Below are 15,491 nucleotides of genomic sequence, written 5' to 3'. Positions count from 1 at the left end.
ATTTAGTGCAGCCCTTCCGCCAGGGGACCCAGCGCGAGAACGGGGAAGTAGGTGAGCGCGGTGACGATCACGATCGTGCCGACGAGCAGGCCGACGAACTGCGGCTTGTGCGTTTGCAACGTGCCGGCCGTCGTTGGAACGATCTCTTGGCCGGCGAGCGAGCCGGCCAGTGCAAGCACGAAGACGATCGGTATGAAGCGGCCCAGGAACATGACAGCACCGAGCGAGGCATTCAGCCACGGGGTGTTCGCGGTAACGCCGGCGAACGCCGATCCGTTATTGTTCCCGGCCGATGTGAACATGTAGAGCACCTCGGAGAACCCGTGTTGACCGGGGTTCAAGATCGTCGTCTTCTCAATGCTTTGGGCTACGCCGGGCAGCGCAAAGCTCAAGGCTGTTCCTGCGAGCACGAGCGTCGGCGTCGTGAGGATGTACAGGCTCGCCATCTTGATCTCACGGGAACCGATCTTCTTGCCGAGATACTCCGGGGTGCGGCCGACCATCAGGCCCGCGAGGAACACCGTAACCATGGCGATCATGAGCATCCCGTACAAACCGGCACCGATTCCGCCCGGGGCCACCTCACCCGTCATCATGTTCAGCATCGGCATCATTCCGCCCAGCGGCGTGAAGCTGTCGTGCATCGAGTTGACAGCCCCGGTCGAGGTGAGCGTCGTCGAGGTCGCGAACAGCGAGGACGCGATGATTCCAAAGCGTTGTTCTTTGCCTTCGAGCGCGCCGCCGGCTGCCTGAGTCGCCGATCCTGCGCCTTGAAGCTCGAACAGGGTCAAAGCGGTCAGCGACGCAATGAAGATGACAGCCATCGCGGAGAGGATCGCGTATCCCTGGCGAAGGTCGCCGACCATCCGCCCGAATGTGCGGGTGAGGCTGACCGGCAGGAGCAGGAGCATGAAGATCTCGAGCATGTCAGTCCATGCGGTCGGGTTCTCGAACGGATGCGCCGAGTTGGCGTTGAAGAACCCGCCCCCGTTGTTGCCGAGCTCCTTGATCGCCTCCTGGGAGGCAACAGGCCCGCCGGACAGGTTCTGCGTGGCTCCAGTGAGGGTGGTGATGTGATCGACCGGGTTCAGGTTCTGAATGACACCGCCAGCGATCAGGATGATCGCGAAGATGACAGACAGCGGCAGCAGGATGCGCAGCGTGGTGCGCGTCAGGTCGACCCAGAAATTGCCGATCGTGCCCGTGCGGTGCGCTGCGAAGCCGCGCACGAGGGCGATCGCGACGACGGCTCCGACCGCGGCAGAAGCGAAGTTCTGCACGGCGAGGCCGGCGAACTGCACCGTGTAACCGAGGGTCGCTTCCGGAGAATACGACTGCCAGTTCGTGTTCGTGACGAACGAGATCGCCGTGTTGAACGACAGGCCCTCCGGCACGGCCGGGAGCCCTAGCGAGTACGGCAGGATCGCCTGCATTCGCTGGATCGCGTAGACGAAAAGCACTCCGATGACGGAGAACGCGAGCACTCCGCGCAGATAGATCGGCCAACTCTGCTCAGAACCGGGGTCCACCCCGATGATGCGGTAGAACGCGCGCTCGACGCGGAGGTCTTTGCGGGTCAGATACACCCGCGCCATGTAGTCGCCGAGCGGGCGGTAGCAGACTGCGAGCAGCAGAACGAGCGTGGCAAGGCCTGCCACGAAGAGCCAGAACGTCATCTAGAACTTCTCCGGCTTCAGCAAGGCCCACACCAGGTAGACGATGGAGCCCACCGCCAGGGCTGCCGAGAAAATGGTGAAGAAGATCACAGCTTCTCCACCCCCTTGCCGATCAGGGCGACAATGGCGGCGAGGGCAAGGATACCTGCGACGCAGATCACATCAAGCAACGTCAGAGTCTTTCGTTCGCACGATGCCCGCGCCTTGGCCGGCGCGCGGCAGTGACCGGCAGGTCACAGACTGATTCAACGTTCGGGGGAGGGCTTGCCGGTGCTCCCTAACGAATCTCTAACGCGGTGGAACCCGGATGCTAACGGTTCCCTTTCGCTGCAAGCGCCGCCGCCCCGAGAATGCCCGCGTTGTTGCGGTACTGGGCCGGCACGATCTTGGTGTCCAATTTCAGCAGGGGGAAGAACTCCTGGTAGTGCTTTGAAACGCCGCCGCCGACGACGAACAGGTCGGGCGACATCAAGAATTCGACGGTCTCGTAGTAGCGCTGCAGACGCTTGGACCACTGCTCCCAGGAGAGGCCTTCCCGCTCCTTCGCCGAATACGCTGCCTTGCTCTCGGCATCGTGACCGTCAACCTCGAGATGCCCGAGTTCGGCATTGGGCACGAGCACACCGTTGTAGATCAACGCGCTGCCGATGCCGGTGCCGAGCGTTGTGAGGATGACGAGGCCCGCGACGCCTTTTGCCGCACCGAATTCGGTCTCCGCGTACCCTGCGGCATCCGCGTCGTTCACGAAGTGGATGTCGTGCTTCAGCTTCTTCTCGAAAAGTGACTCCGCATCGAGCCCGATCCACTTCTTCGAGACGTTCGCGGCCGACATGGTGTGACCGTTTCTGATGATCGCAGGAAAACACACGCCGACCGGAGCAGCGGGGTCGGCGACGTCATCGAGTTGAGCGAGCACTTCGTTGGTCGTCTCGACGATGTCGTCTGGCCTGCCACCGGCCGGCGTCGGAAGCTTGATGCGTTCACTGAGCAGCTCACCTGTGCCCAGGTCGACAACACCCCCCTTGATGCCCGTTCCGCCGATGTCGATTCCGATTGCCGTCGTTGAGCTCATGACAGCAATCTACCGGGATGGCGGCGGCCTCGCAGTCTCTTGCAGGTATCAGCGCCGCGTCACGGGAGCGTAAGAACCTGCGCACCGTGTTCTGTCACGACCATGGTGTGCTCGAACTGTGCCGTCATGCTCTTGTCTCGGGTGGTGACGGTCCAGTCATCCGCCCAGATGTCCCAGTCGGTACCGCCGAGCGTGAGCATGGGCTCAATTGTGAAGACCATGCCCACTTGCATCTCGGTGTCGTAGGCGGGGGCCGAGTCATAGTGCGGAATGATCAACCCGGAATGAAACGCCGCACCGACGCCGTGGCCCGTGTAGTCGCGCACGACACCGTAGCCGAAGCGCTTCGCGTACGACTCGATCGCTCTCCCGATCACGTTGACTTGCCGCCCCGGGGCGACCGCCTTGATGCCGCGATTCAATGCTTCTCGCGTGCGCTCGACGAGAAGCGTGACCTCCTCGGATGCGCTCCCGACGATGAACGTCTGGTTGCTGTCGCCGTGCATCCCGTTCTTGTACGCGGTGATGTCGATATTCACGATGTCGCCGTCTTCGAGCACTGTGTTGTCTGGGATGCCGTGGCAGATCACTTCATTGACCGAGCTGCACAGTGATTTCGGATAACCGCGGTAGTCGAGCGTGGATGGGTACGCGCCCTCCGCGACCATAAATTCGTGGCCGATGATGTCGAGTTCCTCCGTGGTGACGCCGGGCTTCACCTGCTGCCCGACGAGCGCGATCGCCTGGGCGGCGATCCGGCCGGACTCGCGGATGAGCGCGATCTCCTCCGCGGAGTACAGGTCTGAACCCGTGTACGCAGCCGGCCCGGGATGCCCGACATACTCGGGACGAGCAATGCTGGCCGGCACGGTGCGGCGCGCGCTGATACGTCCGGGAATGAGGTGGCCGGCGGAGTCCTTTGGCATAGGATCAAGCTTATGGCGCAGATCGACGACGACATCGAGCACAAGTACTGGTACAACATGAAGACCGGTGCGGTCGAACGCGGCTTCGTGTCACCGGCGCCTGATCGCGTCGGGCCGTTCGACACGGCCGAAGAAGCTTCGCACGCCCTCGAGAAACTGCGTGCGAACAGTGAGAAGTGGGCCGCAGACGACGCAGCCGAAGGCCGCTGAGTTCTGGGCCATCGAGCTACGAACGTCGAGAGTGATCGTGAGCGCTAAAGTGAGGCTGATCTCGTGACGACGACGTCGTCGATCGAATCCCTGGTTGATGTTTTGCCGCCTGGAGTTGTCTCGACAGATCCGGTAACGCTGGCTCGCTACCGCCACGATGCAACGAGTGAGACAGCGGGGACGCCTGTGGCCGTGGTCTGCGCTGAAGACGCCGATCAGGTGCAACTCGTCATGCGTTGGGCCCACGGGAACGGCGTTGCGGTCATCCCTCGTGGAGCGGGGAGCGGCGTGTCCGGTGGGTCGTCGGCTCTGGATGGCGCGGTGACGCTCAGCCTCGAGCGGATGCGTGCGATCGAGATCGACCCGGCCAGCCGGATTGCGATCGTTGAGCCCGGAGCGTTCAACGCGGAGGTCAAAGCGGCGGCTGCCGAATTCGGACTGTGGTACCCACCCGACCCGTCGTCCTTCGAGATCTGCTCTATCGGCGGCAACATCGCCACGAACGCCGGTGGGCTGTGTTGTGTCAAATACGGCGTCACGACCGACTATGTGCTCGGTCTGGACATCGTGCTGGCCGACGGCACAAAGGTCAGTCTCGGCGGGTCCCAGGTCAAGGATGTCGCGGGGCTTGCGCTTGTGAAACTGTTCGTCGGCAGCGAGGGCACTCTGGGCGTTGTCACGCGGGCGATTCTGCGGCTGATCCCGGCACAGTCCGAGAAGACGACGCTGATCGCGACGTTCGACACCGTCGAGGCGGCGGCGGAGTCTGTTGTGGAGATCGGCAGAACGCTCCGGCCGTCGATGATGGAATTGATGGACCGAGCATCGATCAACGCGGTCGAGGATCATCTGCCGAGCGGCTTGGATCGCGACGCCGAAGCCATGCTGATCGCGCAGTCGGATGCGCCGGGCGCTTTGGGCGAGTCTGAGATCGCGGCCATGCTCGCCGTGTTCGTCGAGCACGGGGCGAGAGAGACGATACTGGCAACCGATCCGGTTGTCGCGGAACGCTACACGGCGGCCCGGCGGGCGGTATTCCCCGCGCTGATGGCTCGCGGGCGGCTTATGTACGGGGATGTCGGAGTGAAGATCCCGCTTCTGCCTGAACTACTCGCGGGAATCGCGGCGATCGGCGAACAGCATCGGATCGACGTTTCCGTTTGTGCGCACGCCGGGGACGGCAACACGCATCCGAACGTCGTGTTCGACCCGGCGGTGCCGGGCATGGCCGAGAGAGCGCAGCAGGCCTTCACTGAGATCATGGACCTGGCGATCGCACTCGGCGGCACCATCACAGGCGAGCACGGCGTCGGTCGTGCGAAGCGCCACAGGCTGCCGGATCAGCTCGGCCCCGACGTCATGGCGCTCAACCGCGCGATCAAGAACGCGCTTGATCCGGCGGGCATCCTGAACCCCGGTGTGATGTACTGACCCAACGCTGGTCGAGTAGCTCGCGAGGAACGAGCGCGCGTCGCTCACGCTGGTCGAGTAGCACGCGAGGAACGAGCGCGCGTCACCCACGCTGGTCGAGTAGCACGCGAGGAACGAGCGCGCGTATCGGGACCTGCTGGCACACTTGTCAGGTCTCGATACGCGTACTCGCTGCGCTCGTGCGCTACTCGACCACCGGGTGGGCAGAAGGCTAGTAACTGTTTTCGGGGCCGGGATAGACGCCGGCTTCGACGTCGGCCTTGTAGCGCACGGCGGCTTCGCTGAGCACGCCCTTCAGGTCGGCATACTGTTTGACGAATTTCGGGATGCGGCCAGTGGTGAAGCCCGCCCAGTCGGTCCAGACCAGCAACTGCCCGGTCACATGCGGTCCTGCGCCGACCCCGATCGTCGGGATGCGCAACTCGGCCGTGACCCGCTCGGCCGCCTCAGCAGGCACCATCTCAAGCACGACGGCGAATGCGCCGGCATCTTCGACGGCGTGAGCGTCGGCGAGCAGTTGCTCCGCCCCGGCGCCGCGGCCCTGAATGATGTGCCCGCCGAGACCGTGCTCGGACTGCGGCGTGTAGCCGATGTGCGCCATCACCGGGATGCCCGCATCCACGATGCGGCGGATCTGTTTGGCGCTGCGCACGCCGCCCTCGAGTTTGACCGCGTGCGCACCGGTCTCCTTCATGAACCGCACGGCCGTGTGAAGAGCGTCCTGAACATCCGTTTCGTAGGAGCCGAACGGCATGTCCCCGATCACGAACGCGCGTTTGACCGCGCCGGCAACAGCGCGGGTCAACGGGATGAGGTCGTCGACGGTGACCGGCAGGGTGGTGTCGTAGCCGAGCACGTTGTTGCCGGCGGAGTCACCGACGAGGAGGAAGTCGATGCCGGCCGCATCGAAGATCTGCGCACTGAGCATGTCATAGCTGGTCAAACCTGTGATCGATAATCCGGAGTCCTTCGCCGCCTGAAAATGTCGGGTACGAACCCGTTTCAAATCGGCCTGTCCGCCGCCGTACGGGCGGTCTTCGTGCACTGCGTTGTCTGCGCCCGCTTTTTGGTCTGCCATGCCGCAAAGTCTAGTGATGCACCTGCGCCCAGTGGGCGAATCAGACCTACGAACCAGTAGCCTAGATGGTGGTACGAGAGGGGCAGAATGGACAAGCAACGCGACTTCGTTCTACGCACGATCGAGGAACGCGGAATCAAATTCGTGCGGCTCTGGTTCACAGACGTCGTCGGTTCGCTCAAGTCTGTGGCGATCGCCCCCGCCGAAGTTGAAGGAGCGTTCACGGAAGGCCTCGGATTCGATGGCTCCGCGATCGAGGGCCTGACGCGTCTGTTCGAATCAGACCTGCTCGCGCATCCAGACCCTGCGACCTTCCAGATTCTGCCGTGGCGCGGCGAGATCGATCCAACCGCGCGGATGTTCTGCGACATCACGACGCCAGACGGCCTGCCAGCGGTCGCCGACCCGCGCAATGTGCTCAAGCGCACCCTCGAGAAAGCGGCGGAACGCGGGTTCACCTGCTACACGCATCCGGAGATCGAGTTCTATCTGCTGAAGTCATCCAAGCTCGGCAAAGACGGTCAGCCCGTCCCCGTTGATTCGGCAGGCTACTTCGACAATGTTCCCGGCGGCACGGCGCATGATTTCCGGCGGCGCTCCGTGCGGATGCTCGAAGACCTCGGCATTTCGGTGGAGTTCAGTCATCACGAAGCGGGCCCCGGGCAGAACGAGATCGACCTGCGCTATGCGGATGCTCTCGCCACCGCCGACAACATCATGACCTTTCGCACTGTGGTCAAGGAGGTGGCGATCGAGCAGGGCGTCTATGCGACGTTCATGCCCAAGCCGATGTCGGGCAAACCCGGCAGCGGCATGCACACCCACATGTCGTTGTTCGAGGGCGACACGAACGCCTTCTTCGAAGCAGGCGCACAATATCAGTTGTCGCAGACTGGGCGGCAGTTCATCGCAGGTCTGCTGAAGCACGCTCCCGAAATCACCGCTGTCACGAACCAGTTCGTCAATTCCTACAAGCGACTCTGGGGGGGCGATGAGGCGCCGAGTTTTGTCTGCTGGGGCCACAACAACCGCTCAGCACTGGTCCGTGTGCCTTTGTACAAGCCGAGCAAGGGGCAGAGTTCGCGGGTCGAGTATCGCGGCATCGACTCCGCCGCCAACCCATACCTCGCTTTTTCGCTGATGCTGGCCGCAGGGCTGAAGGGTATCGAAGAAGAGTACGAGCTCCCGGCAGAGGCAGAGGATAACGTTTGGGCACTCAGCGATGCCGAGCGGCGCGCCCTCGGCTACAGCCAGCTGCCGGCAAGCCTTGACCACGCGATCCATCGCATGGAAGAGTCAGAACTCGTTGCGGAAACTCTGGGAGAACAGGTCTACAACTACTTCCTGCTCAACAAGCGGCAGGAGTGGCAGCACTATCGCGCGCAAGTCACCCCATACGAGCTCAACTCGAACCTCAGAATTCTCTGACGGACGGCGCAGAGGAGATCCGTGGTTCGTGACGCACTGCCGCTGACGACGCTCGCGCGTGCCGGCTTCGTGCAGCTCAGCGAGGCGCGGGCGCGCCTGGACGAACTACAAGGCGTGAGTTCCGTCACCATCGACGACACACTGCCGCTGTTGTCACGCTGTGCCGACCCGGATGCGGCTCTCAGTCGACTGCTCCAATTGTTGAGGCAAGCTCCGGAGCGTGTGCGCCCGCTCATGGGCGATTCGGGTGTCGCCGGGCGGTTGCTTCGCGTGCTTGGCGCTTCGAGTGGCTTGTGCGAGTTCTTCCTGCGGCGGCCGGATCAGTTGGATGTGTTCGAGGCGCCTGTGACGCAATTACCGAGCGCACAGGCCATGCGTGCAGCGCTTGCAGACGATTCCGCCGCTGAGCTCAGCGAAGAGGGTGCCTGGAGTGAGCTGCGCACGCGCTACCGTCGCACGCTGGCGCAAGTCGCGAGTTTCGACCTCGAACAGGGCGATCCGATCGCAGGCATCGACGCTGTGGCGGCGGCGCTGGCCGACCTCGCCGGCGCGGCGCTGGACGAGTCGTTGTCGATAGCGCGCAGAGCCGCCGTCGGTACCGGGCCCGGGCGGTTTCCTGCCGACGAGGTTGCGGCCACAATGCTTGCCATCATCGGTATGGGTAAATCGGGCGCACGCGAACTGAACTACCTGAGCGATGTCGACGTGATCTTCGTGACAGAGCCGAACGAGCCCGCCGGGTTGAGCAGCACCCGTGCCGTCGACATCGCGACTCGCCTTGCGGTGTTGACCATCCGAGGAATCGACGCACCGGCGCGGGAACCGGAATTATGGGAAGTCGACGTCAACCTGCGACCGGAAGGCAAAGACGGCGCCCTGGTGCGCACCCTCGATTCGCACCTCGCCTACTACCAACGCTGGGCGAAGTCGTGGGAGTTCCAGGCCCTCCTGAAGGCGTCGCCGCTTGCGGGCGATCGGGCGCTCGGCCGGGCGTACGTCGATGCGCTCGCCCCGCAGGTGTGGGCCAGCGCACTGAGAGAGAACTTCGTCGAATCCGTGCAGGCAATGCGCGAGCGCGTCACAGACAACATCCCGGACGATGAGGTCGAACGCCAGCTCAAGCTCGGCCCCGGCGGCTTGCGCGACATCGAGTTCACGGTGCAACTACTGCAGCTGGTGCACGGTGTCGACGACGCGGCGATCCGCGTCGCCGGCACGTTGCCGGCCTTGGCCGCCCTGGCCGCGCAGGGCTACATCGGTCGGCCGGAAGCCGCTGAATTCGCGCAGGACTACCGTGTTCTCAGGCTGCTCGAGCACAGACTGCAACTGTCTGCGCTACGTCGCACACACCTGATGCCCCGCGATGAGAACGAACTGAGGGTGCTGGCCAGAGCCACGACGCTCGCGGCCGGTGCGGAGGAGCTGATCGAACGTTGGAGCGGAGTCAAGCGGCGTGTGCGCGGCCTGCACGAGCGTCTGTTCTACCGGCCGTTGCTGGCTGCCGTCGCGGCGCTCCCGACGGATGAGCGGGCTCTCAGCAGCGATCAAGCGATCGCGCGTCTGGCCGCAATCGGATTCCGTGACCCGCGAGGGGCACTTGCGCACATTGCGGCCTTGACCTCCGGCGTATCTCGGCGCGCGTCGATCCAACGCCACCTCTTGCCGGTAATGCTGCAGTGGTTCGCTGATGGTGCAGACCCGGACTACGGTCTGTTGACGTTCCGCCGGTTGAGTGAGGGCCTCGGCTCCACGCACTGGTTTCTGCGGATGCTCCGCGATTCATCCGGGGCGGCGGAGCGTCTGACCCGTGTACTGTCCGGCTCGAAGTTCGTTGGCGAGTTGGTCGGGCGCATCCCGGAGGCGGTCGCCTGGCTCGACTCTGAAGACGAACTGCGTCCGCGACCACGGGAAGTGCTGCGCGAGGAGATGCTCGCAGTCCTGGCGCGCCACAAGAACCCGGACACGGCAGCGATAGCGCTACGCGGCGCTCGGAGGCGCGAGGTTCTGCGATTGGCTTTCGCGAGCGTGCTGGGCCTGAGCACAGTGCGGGAGTTGGCGGAAGGACTCAGCGACATCACCGAGACGCTCCTCGAGGGCGTTTTGGGCGCCATCCGCCTGGCCGATGACGGTGTCGAGTTCGCGATCATCGGCATGGGCCGATTCGGTGGGCGTGAGGTCGGATTCGGATCGGACGCCGACGTGATGTATGTCTTCCGCGACGTCGGTGGACAGCCTGATCGTGCGCACACACGCGCACTGAAAATCGTTTCGGAGTTGAATCGGCTCACCGAGGATGATGCTCTGCCGCTAGACCTCGATATCGGGTTGCGTCCAGAGGGAAAGAACGGCACGCCGGTGCGTTCGCTGATGTCATATCGGGCGTACTACCAGCGTTGGTCGCTCACCTGGGAAGCGCAGGCGTTGCTACGCGCACGCGGCATCACCGGCGATGCGAACTTGTTGGCTGATTTTGAATTACTCGCCGACGAGATCCGCTATCCGTCGTCGGTTGCCGACCAGTCTGTGCGTGAGATCAAGCGGATCAAGGCTCGCGTTGAAAACGAAAGACTCCCGCAGGGCGCAGACCCGGCACGCCATCTGAAACTCGGTCGCGGATCACTCAGTGATGTCGAGTGGTTCGTTCAGCTCATTCAGCTGCGACACGCAGCGGCGATCCGGCCGTTGAGAACGCCCTCGACACTTGACGCTCTCGACGCGGCTGTGGACGCAGGTTTGGTCGGAGCGGGGGATGCACAGCTCCTACGCGATGCGTGGCTTTTCGCATCACGCGCCCGTTCGGCTATGACCCTGTGGACGAACAAGACCTCGGACCTGTTGCCGGTCGACCGGCTTCAGCTGAACGGTGTAGCCCGCCTTCTGGCGTATCCGCCGGGTTCGGCCACGCAGCTCGAGGAAGACTATCTTGCGGTCACCAGGCGCTCGCGCGCCGTGTTCGAGCGCACGTTCTACGGGCCCGACCAATCCGCCGATCCGACGACCGCCTGAGGGCGGTGGGCCCCCTGCGCGAGCAAGGAGCCCACGGGCAGGGAGCCCTCGGGCAGCAATCAGACGCTGAAGTAGAGCTCGTATTCAAAGGGATGCGGCCGCTGCGCCAGCGGCTTGATTTCCTTCTCGCGCTTGTAATCGATCCACGTTTCGATCAGTTCGGGTGTGAACACGTTGCCTGCGGTCAGGAAGTCGTGATCTGCCTCGAGCGCGTCGAGAGCTTCGCCAAGAGAACCGGGCAGCTGCGGAATGTTCTTTGCCTCTTCTGGGGGCAACTCGTAGAGGTCTTTATCGACGGGTTCGTGCGGCTCAATGCGGTTCCTGATGCCGTCGATACCTGCCATCAGCTGGGCGGCGAAGGCGAGATACGGGTTACCGGAGGCATCCGGGACGCGGAATTCGATGCGTTTGGCCTTCGGATTCGTTCCGGTGATCGGAATTCGGATGCACGCGGAGCGGTTGCCCGCCGAGTACACCAAGTTGACCGGCGCCTCGAATCCGGGAACGAGGCGGTGGAACGAGTTGACGCTCGGGTTTGTGAATGCCAGCACCGCGGGAGCGTGCTTCAGCAGCCCGCCGATGTACCAACGGGCAAGGTCGGACAGGCCGCCGTAGCCGGACTCGTCGTAGAACAGCGGCTTGCCTTCGCTCCACAGTGACTGATGGGTGTGCATGCCTGAGCCGTTGTCGCCGAAAAGGGGCTTCGGCATGAACGTGGCCGTCTTGCCCCATTCGTTCGCCGTGTTCTTGACGATGTATTTGAACTTCAGGATGTCGTCTGCCGCGGCCACCATCGTGTCGAAACGATAGTTGATCTCGGCCTGACCGCCCGAGCCGACCTCGTGGTGGGCACGCTCGAGGATCAGCCCGGCGTCGATCAGCTTCAGGCTGATGTCATCACGGAGGTCTGCCTGCTTGTCCACCGGGCTGACCGGGAAGTAGCCGCCTTTGAACGGTGTCTTGTTGGCGAGGTTGCCGCCTTCTTCTGCGCGGCCGGTGTTCCAGGCGCCCTCCTCAGAATCGACACGGTAAAAGCTGGAGTTCTGGGTGACTTCGTAGCGCACGTCGTCGAAGACATAGAACTCGGCTTCAGGCGCGAAGAATGCCGTGTCTGCGATTCCGGTCGAGGCGAGATAGCGCTCCGCCTTCTTCGCGACCTGGCGCGGGTCCTTCGAGTAGATCTCGCCGTTGCGTGGATTGTAGATGTCGAAGATCATCACCAGTGTCCGCTCGGCACGGAATGGGTCGACGTAGGCGGTGGAGACATCCGGAATCAGCTGCATGTCCGACTCGTGGATCGACGCGAAACCGCGGATCGACGATCCGTCGAACAGCTGGCCAACCGAAAAGAACTCCTCGTCGACGGTCGATGCCGGAATGTTGAAGTGTTGCTGCACACCCGGGAGATCGGTGAATCGGATGTCGAGGAACTTGACGTCCGTTTCCTTGATGAAAGTGAGCACCTCGGATGAGTCGCTGAACATTGGGTATGACTCCAAAAGTTTCGCCGCTGGGAAGAATTGCGTTCGCAATACGCCTGTGAGGCTAGCCCCGCGGAGTTTCTCTGCGGTATCGCGAATGTTTCGAGCATGTTACGCACGGGTCGTCGGCCTACACTCGAGGTATGGCTTCCTCCGACGCGAATCCGGCCCCCGTCGGGCAACGCGCTCCCAGTCGATTTCCCGGCGAACGTCTCGGACTACCGGAGTCTGGATCGCACTCTGTCGCCAGGGCCGGGCGACGGTTCGCCGGGATCGCCATCGACTGGGCAATCGCGGTCGTGTTCTCGGTCGCGTTCTTCCACTACGACGGATTCGCCACGATGATCGTATTCGTGGTGCTGCAAATCGTGTTCATTCCCACGATCGGGGGCAGCATCGGCCACCGGCTTCTCGGCCTGCGGGTCGTGCCCATTGCCGGAGGATGGGTCGGCCCTTGGCGGCCGATTGTTCGCAGCGTGCTGTTGGCCGTCGTGATCCCGGCAGTGATCTGGGATTCGGATCAGCGCGGCTTCCACGACAAAGTCGCGGGAACCGTGCTCATCCGCGGATGACGGCCCGCGGATGACGACCGGCGGATGACGACCAGCGGGTGACGGCTGGCTGGGCGCAAACGCTCAGCGTGCGCGCTGCGGCCGAACCTTGAGCGGGTCGACACCCTTTGGAATCGGCATCCGCGCGCCACCAAGCGAGGTGAGGCGGTTATCGATCGCCAGCACTTCCTGCTTGGTGAGCTTCGGCTTGATCTTGGCGAGCGAACGCGACACCTTGTGCAGCGGTAATGAGTCTTTGTCAGGACCGACGCTCAGAGACGTGATCGGAACGTTGGGCAAAACCTTCGCAACGGTGCGACGCTCTTCGTCGAGCATCCTGACCGTGCGTGACTTGGGGCCCTCGCTGATCAATACGACCCCGCCACGGCCGATCGCCCGGTAGACCGCATCATGTGTCTTGCCGTTGACAGCGACGGGCATCTCACTGCCACGCCAGCCACGCTTCAGTGAGCTTCGCAGTACGGCCCCGACGGCGCCGGGCTGGCCCTCGATCTGCGAATATGCCGCTCGTTCGGCACGACGGCCCAACACGATCATGCCGAGAAGCACCCCCGCGAGAACTCCGGAGATAATCCACAGCACCATCGTGAATGTGCTGCCCGCCGAGAACAGCAACGCAACAACGACCGAGATCACGATCGGCAGCGCGACGGCCCCGATGATGTACCCAAGCGCGCGCGAGTCATAGCGGCGGGTCATCTGGAAGACCTGCCACATCTGCTTCAAGCGGCCCGGTTCTTTTGTCGCCTTCGAGTCCTTACGTGCCATGCTCCCAAGGATACCGGCTCGCGAGCGTTCGATCATGCGAAAAGGCCGGGCCAGGAGACCCCCGGGTTGATCTCGGGTGCGTCAGCGCCGCCGCGCGTGCTACGGGATGTCACTGTTGTTCTCGGCCCTCACCACGCGCAGTTTTGCAGCCAGTCCACTGATTCGGCCGCGGGCCGTTTGTGGCGATGCGAGTTCAGGCACGATTGGCGCATGAAGCGACGATCTTCTGCCGCACGAGCGAAATCGGATGCCGCGCCGGTGCCCGTCCGAGAGGCGCGGCCGGAACCAGAGCCGAGCGGTATTGACGGCTATCGAGTGATCCGCACAATCGGAATTGGCTCGCGAGCGCAGGTACTCCTCGCACATGCAGACGAGGCGCAGACGTCGGTGGCGATCAAGGCCTTCGAGCCGCACGTATCCGATGTGAGTGTCGCAACGGAGGTCGCAGCCTGCGAAGCGGCCCAATCGTTGCACGTTGTGAAGTTGCTCGACGCCAGCTTCGGGGTGGACCAGCCGCGCTGCATCGTTTTGGAACGACTGGATGGTGGCACCCTGGTCGCCCTGTTGCGTGCGCGCGAGCGCATCCGTGCAGGCGAAGCCGTCACGATCCTGGTGTCGGTGCTGCGCGGCATCCGAGCGCTGCATGATGCCGGATTCGCGCACGGTGCTGTGAGTCTGAGTACCATACTCTTCGATCGCGCAGGGCGCCCGGTACTCATCGGGCTGGGCCATGCGGTGGAGCTCGAGGGGCCGGGGGAGTGCCGAGCAGAAGTCGGAGCAGATTGGGACCGCTATCGCACCGTGACGAAGGCTGTGCTCGAACGAGTCGAAACTGAGGGGCGAACGGACGAACTTGCGCACATCGACCGGGTGCTCGATCAACTCGCATCGGCGGGCAGCACCGAGGCTGTCGACAGGGCAGAATCTGCGCTGTTCGCATTGGACCAACCAGCGCCCGTCCGGCTCGATCGCGGGGGCAATGCACTCGCGGGCGCGCGTCAGGTTGGGCTACGGTCACAGAGTCTTCGGCAACATTCGGCCGCAGCTCAGCCCGAAAGCGCGGGTTCTCCTCAGCTTGCGGAGGAGAAGCACGCGCGGCGCCGACGGGCACCCTCACGAGGCGTGACTGCTGAAGGCTTCGCGGCATGGGCGGAAGCCGTGTGGGATGCCGGACCCCTTCGCACAGCGATCCGACGCCTCAGTCCATTCCTTCGTGCGCGCAAGAAACAACTGATCGTTGCCGGCACGGTCGCCGGTGTCGTCGCGATTGCCGGTTTGGCAGCGGTTCCGTCTGGCGCGGTTCCGTCAGGTGCGGTTCCGTCAGGTGCGGTTCCGCCGGGCGCGAGCGCGGCGACCACATCCTCGACGGGCACCTCTTCGCCCGCCACCTCGTCGACGCAGCGCGTCGAGTACCCCGCCGAAGAGACTCAGGCGCCGCCCCACGCAGGGGACCCTGTCGCTGCGACGACGGTTTTGCTGGTGGAGCGAGCACGATGCCTGGCGATCGCATCGGTACCGTGTTTGAACACCGTCGACCAGGCGGACTCCGCACAATTGGCTGCTGACCGGGCGCTCCTGCAACAGGTGGCGGGTGCCAAGGCCGAACCTACGGTCGGGTATGACCGCTTCACTGTGTCGCTGATTCAACGAACAGGCGACTCGGCTCTTGTGGAATTGACCCCGCCGCGCCCGCAAAGCAGTACTGCGCCAGCCGGTGACACCAAAGCGGGCGGCACCAAAACCGACGACGACGCTGGGAGCGCCGCAGGGGGCAAACCGGCCTCGGCACTTGTAATCAAGGGCGAGGCCGGATGGCGTCTGCGTCAGATCTTCGAGAACTGAC

The 15,491-nt window shown here is 63.6% G+C and carries 13 protein-coding genes; 6 read left to right on the top strand and 7 right to left on the bottom strand.

Translation table 11 applies throughout. From position 1 onward, the window contains the following. Positions 1–2 precede the first annotated feature (2 nt). The 4 genes from kdpA to map form a co-directional block, all read right to left on the bottom strand. The gene (gene kdpA, locus QU604_RS11390; RefSeq protein ID WP_308464753.1) at positions 3–1,676 is read right to left on the bottom strand and encodes a potassium-transporting ATPase subunit KdpA; all 1,674 of its coding nucleotides are present in this window, start codon (positions 1,674–1,676) and stop codon (positions 3–5) included. Further along, positions 1,677–1,766, bottom strand: coding sequence for a K(+)-transporting ATPase subunit F (gene kdpF, locus QU604_RS11385; protein WP_308464752.1), 90 nt, complete (start codon positions 1,764–1,766; stop codon positions 1,677–1,679). 220 nt (positions 1,767–1,986) lie between these two features. Further along, the gene (gene ppgK / locus QU604_RS11380; RefSeq protein ID WP_308464751.1) at positions 1,987–2,748 is read right to left on the bottom strand and encodes a polyphosphate--glucose phosphotransferase; all 762 of its coding nucleotides are present in this window, start codon (positions 2,746–2,748) and stop codon (positions 1,987–1,989) included. A gap of 59 nt (positions 2,749–2,807) precedes the next feature. Then, positions 2,808–3,674, bottom strand: a complete 867-nt coding sequence (gene map / locus QU604_RS11375; protein ID WP_308464750.1) for a type I methionyl aminopeptidase — start codon at positions 3,672–3,674, stop codon at positions 2,808–2,810. 12 nt (positions 3,675–3,686) lie between these two features. On the opposite strand from map, the gene QU604_RS11370 reads away from it, so the two are divergent. Together QU604_RS11370 and QU604_RS11365 are read left to right on the top strand one after the other, a co-directional pair. Beyond that, a complete protein-coding gene (locus QU604_RS11370) occupies positions 3,687–3,884 on the top strand; it encodes an SPOR domain-containing protein (RefSeq protein WP_308464749.1) in 198 nt (65 codons plus the stop codon). 63 nt (positions 3,885–3,947) lie between these two features. Continuing rightward, positions 3,948–5,315 (top strand): FAD-binding oxidoreductase, encoded by a 1,368-nt coding sequence (locus QU604_RS11365; RefSeq protein ID WP_308464748.1) that lies wholly within the window; start codon positions 3,948–3,950, stop codon positions 5,313–5,315. A 211-nt stretch (positions 5,316–5,526) separates the two neighbouring features. Here QU604_RS11365 and panB read toward each other — a convergent pair whose 3' ends face one another. Further along, a complete protein-coding gene (panB, locus tag QU604_RS11360) occupies positions 5,527–6,393 on the bottom strand; it encodes a 3-methyl-2-oxobutanoate hydroxymethyltransferase (protein WP_308464747.1) in 867 nt (288 codons plus the stop codon). 87 nt (positions 6,394–6,480) lie between these two features. Here panB and glnA (QU604_RS11355) point away from each other — a divergent pair, with 87 nt between their 5' ends. Further along, positions 6,481–7,821 carry a type I glutamate--ammonia ligase gene (glnA, locus tag QU604_RS11355; RefSeq protein WP_308464746.1) on the top strand — a complete coding sequence of 447 codons (1,341 nt, stop codon included), beginning with the start codon at positions 6,481–6,483 and terminating at the stop codon, positions 7,819–7,821. Positions 7,822–7,842: 21 nt separating this feature from the next. Further along, positions 7,843–10,827 (top strand): bifunctional [glutamine synthetase] adenylyltransferase/[glutamine synthetase]-adenylyl-L-tyrosine phosphorylase, encoded by a 2,985-nt coding sequence (locus QU604_RS11350; protein ID WP_308464745.1) that lies wholly within the window; start codon positions 7,843–7,845, stop codon positions 10,825–10,827. A 59-nt stretch (positions 10,828–10,886) separates the two neighbouring features. Here the strand turns inward: QU604_RS11350 and glnA (QU604_RS11345) are convergent, their stop codons facing one another. Next, a complete protein-coding gene (gene glnA, locus QU604_RS11345; protein ID WP_308464744.1) occupies positions 10,887–12,311 on the bottom strand; it encodes a type I glutamate--ammonia ligase in 1,425 nt (474 codons plus the stop codon). A 140-nt stretch (positions 12,312–12,451) separates the two neighbouring features. Here glnA (QU604_RS11345) and QU604_RS11340 point away from each other — a divergent pair, with 140 nt between their 5' ends. Next, positions 12,452–12,880 carry an RDD family protein gene (locus QU604_RS11340; RefSeq protein WP_308464743.1) on the top strand — a complete coding sequence of 143 codons (429 nt, stop codon included), beginning with the start codon at positions 12,452–12,454 and terminating at the stop codon, positions 12,878–12,880. Positions 12,881–12,943: 63 nt separating this feature from the next. On the opposite strand, the gene QU604_RS11335 is transcribed toward QU604_RS11340, so the two are convergent. After that, positions 12,944–13,648: a DUF4191 domain-containing protein gene (locus QU604_RS11335; RefSeq protein WP_308464742.1), complete on the bottom strand. Its 705-nt coding sequence runs from the start codon at positions 13,646–13,648 to the stop codon at positions 12,944–12,946. Between the two features lie 210 nt (positions 13,649–13,858). Here QU604_RS11335 and QU604_RS11330 point away from each other — a divergent pair, with 210 nt between their 5' ends. Next, entirely contained in the window at positions 13,859–15,490 is a 1,632-nt protein-coding gene (locus QU604_RS11330) for a protein kinase domain-containing protein (RefSeq protein ID WP_308464741.1), read from the top strand. The last annotated feature ends 1 nt before the right edge of the window (position 15,491 follow it).

It is taken from the genome of Rathayibacter sp. SW19, assembly GCF_030866825.1.
Taxonomy (GTDB): domain Bacteria; phylum Actinomycetota; class Actinomycetes; order Actinomycetales; family Microbacteriaceae; genus Rathayibacter_A; species Rathayibacter_A soli.
Note: the sequence above shows the minus strand (reverse complement) of the source record. Positions and strands in the feature narration are given on the sequence as shown.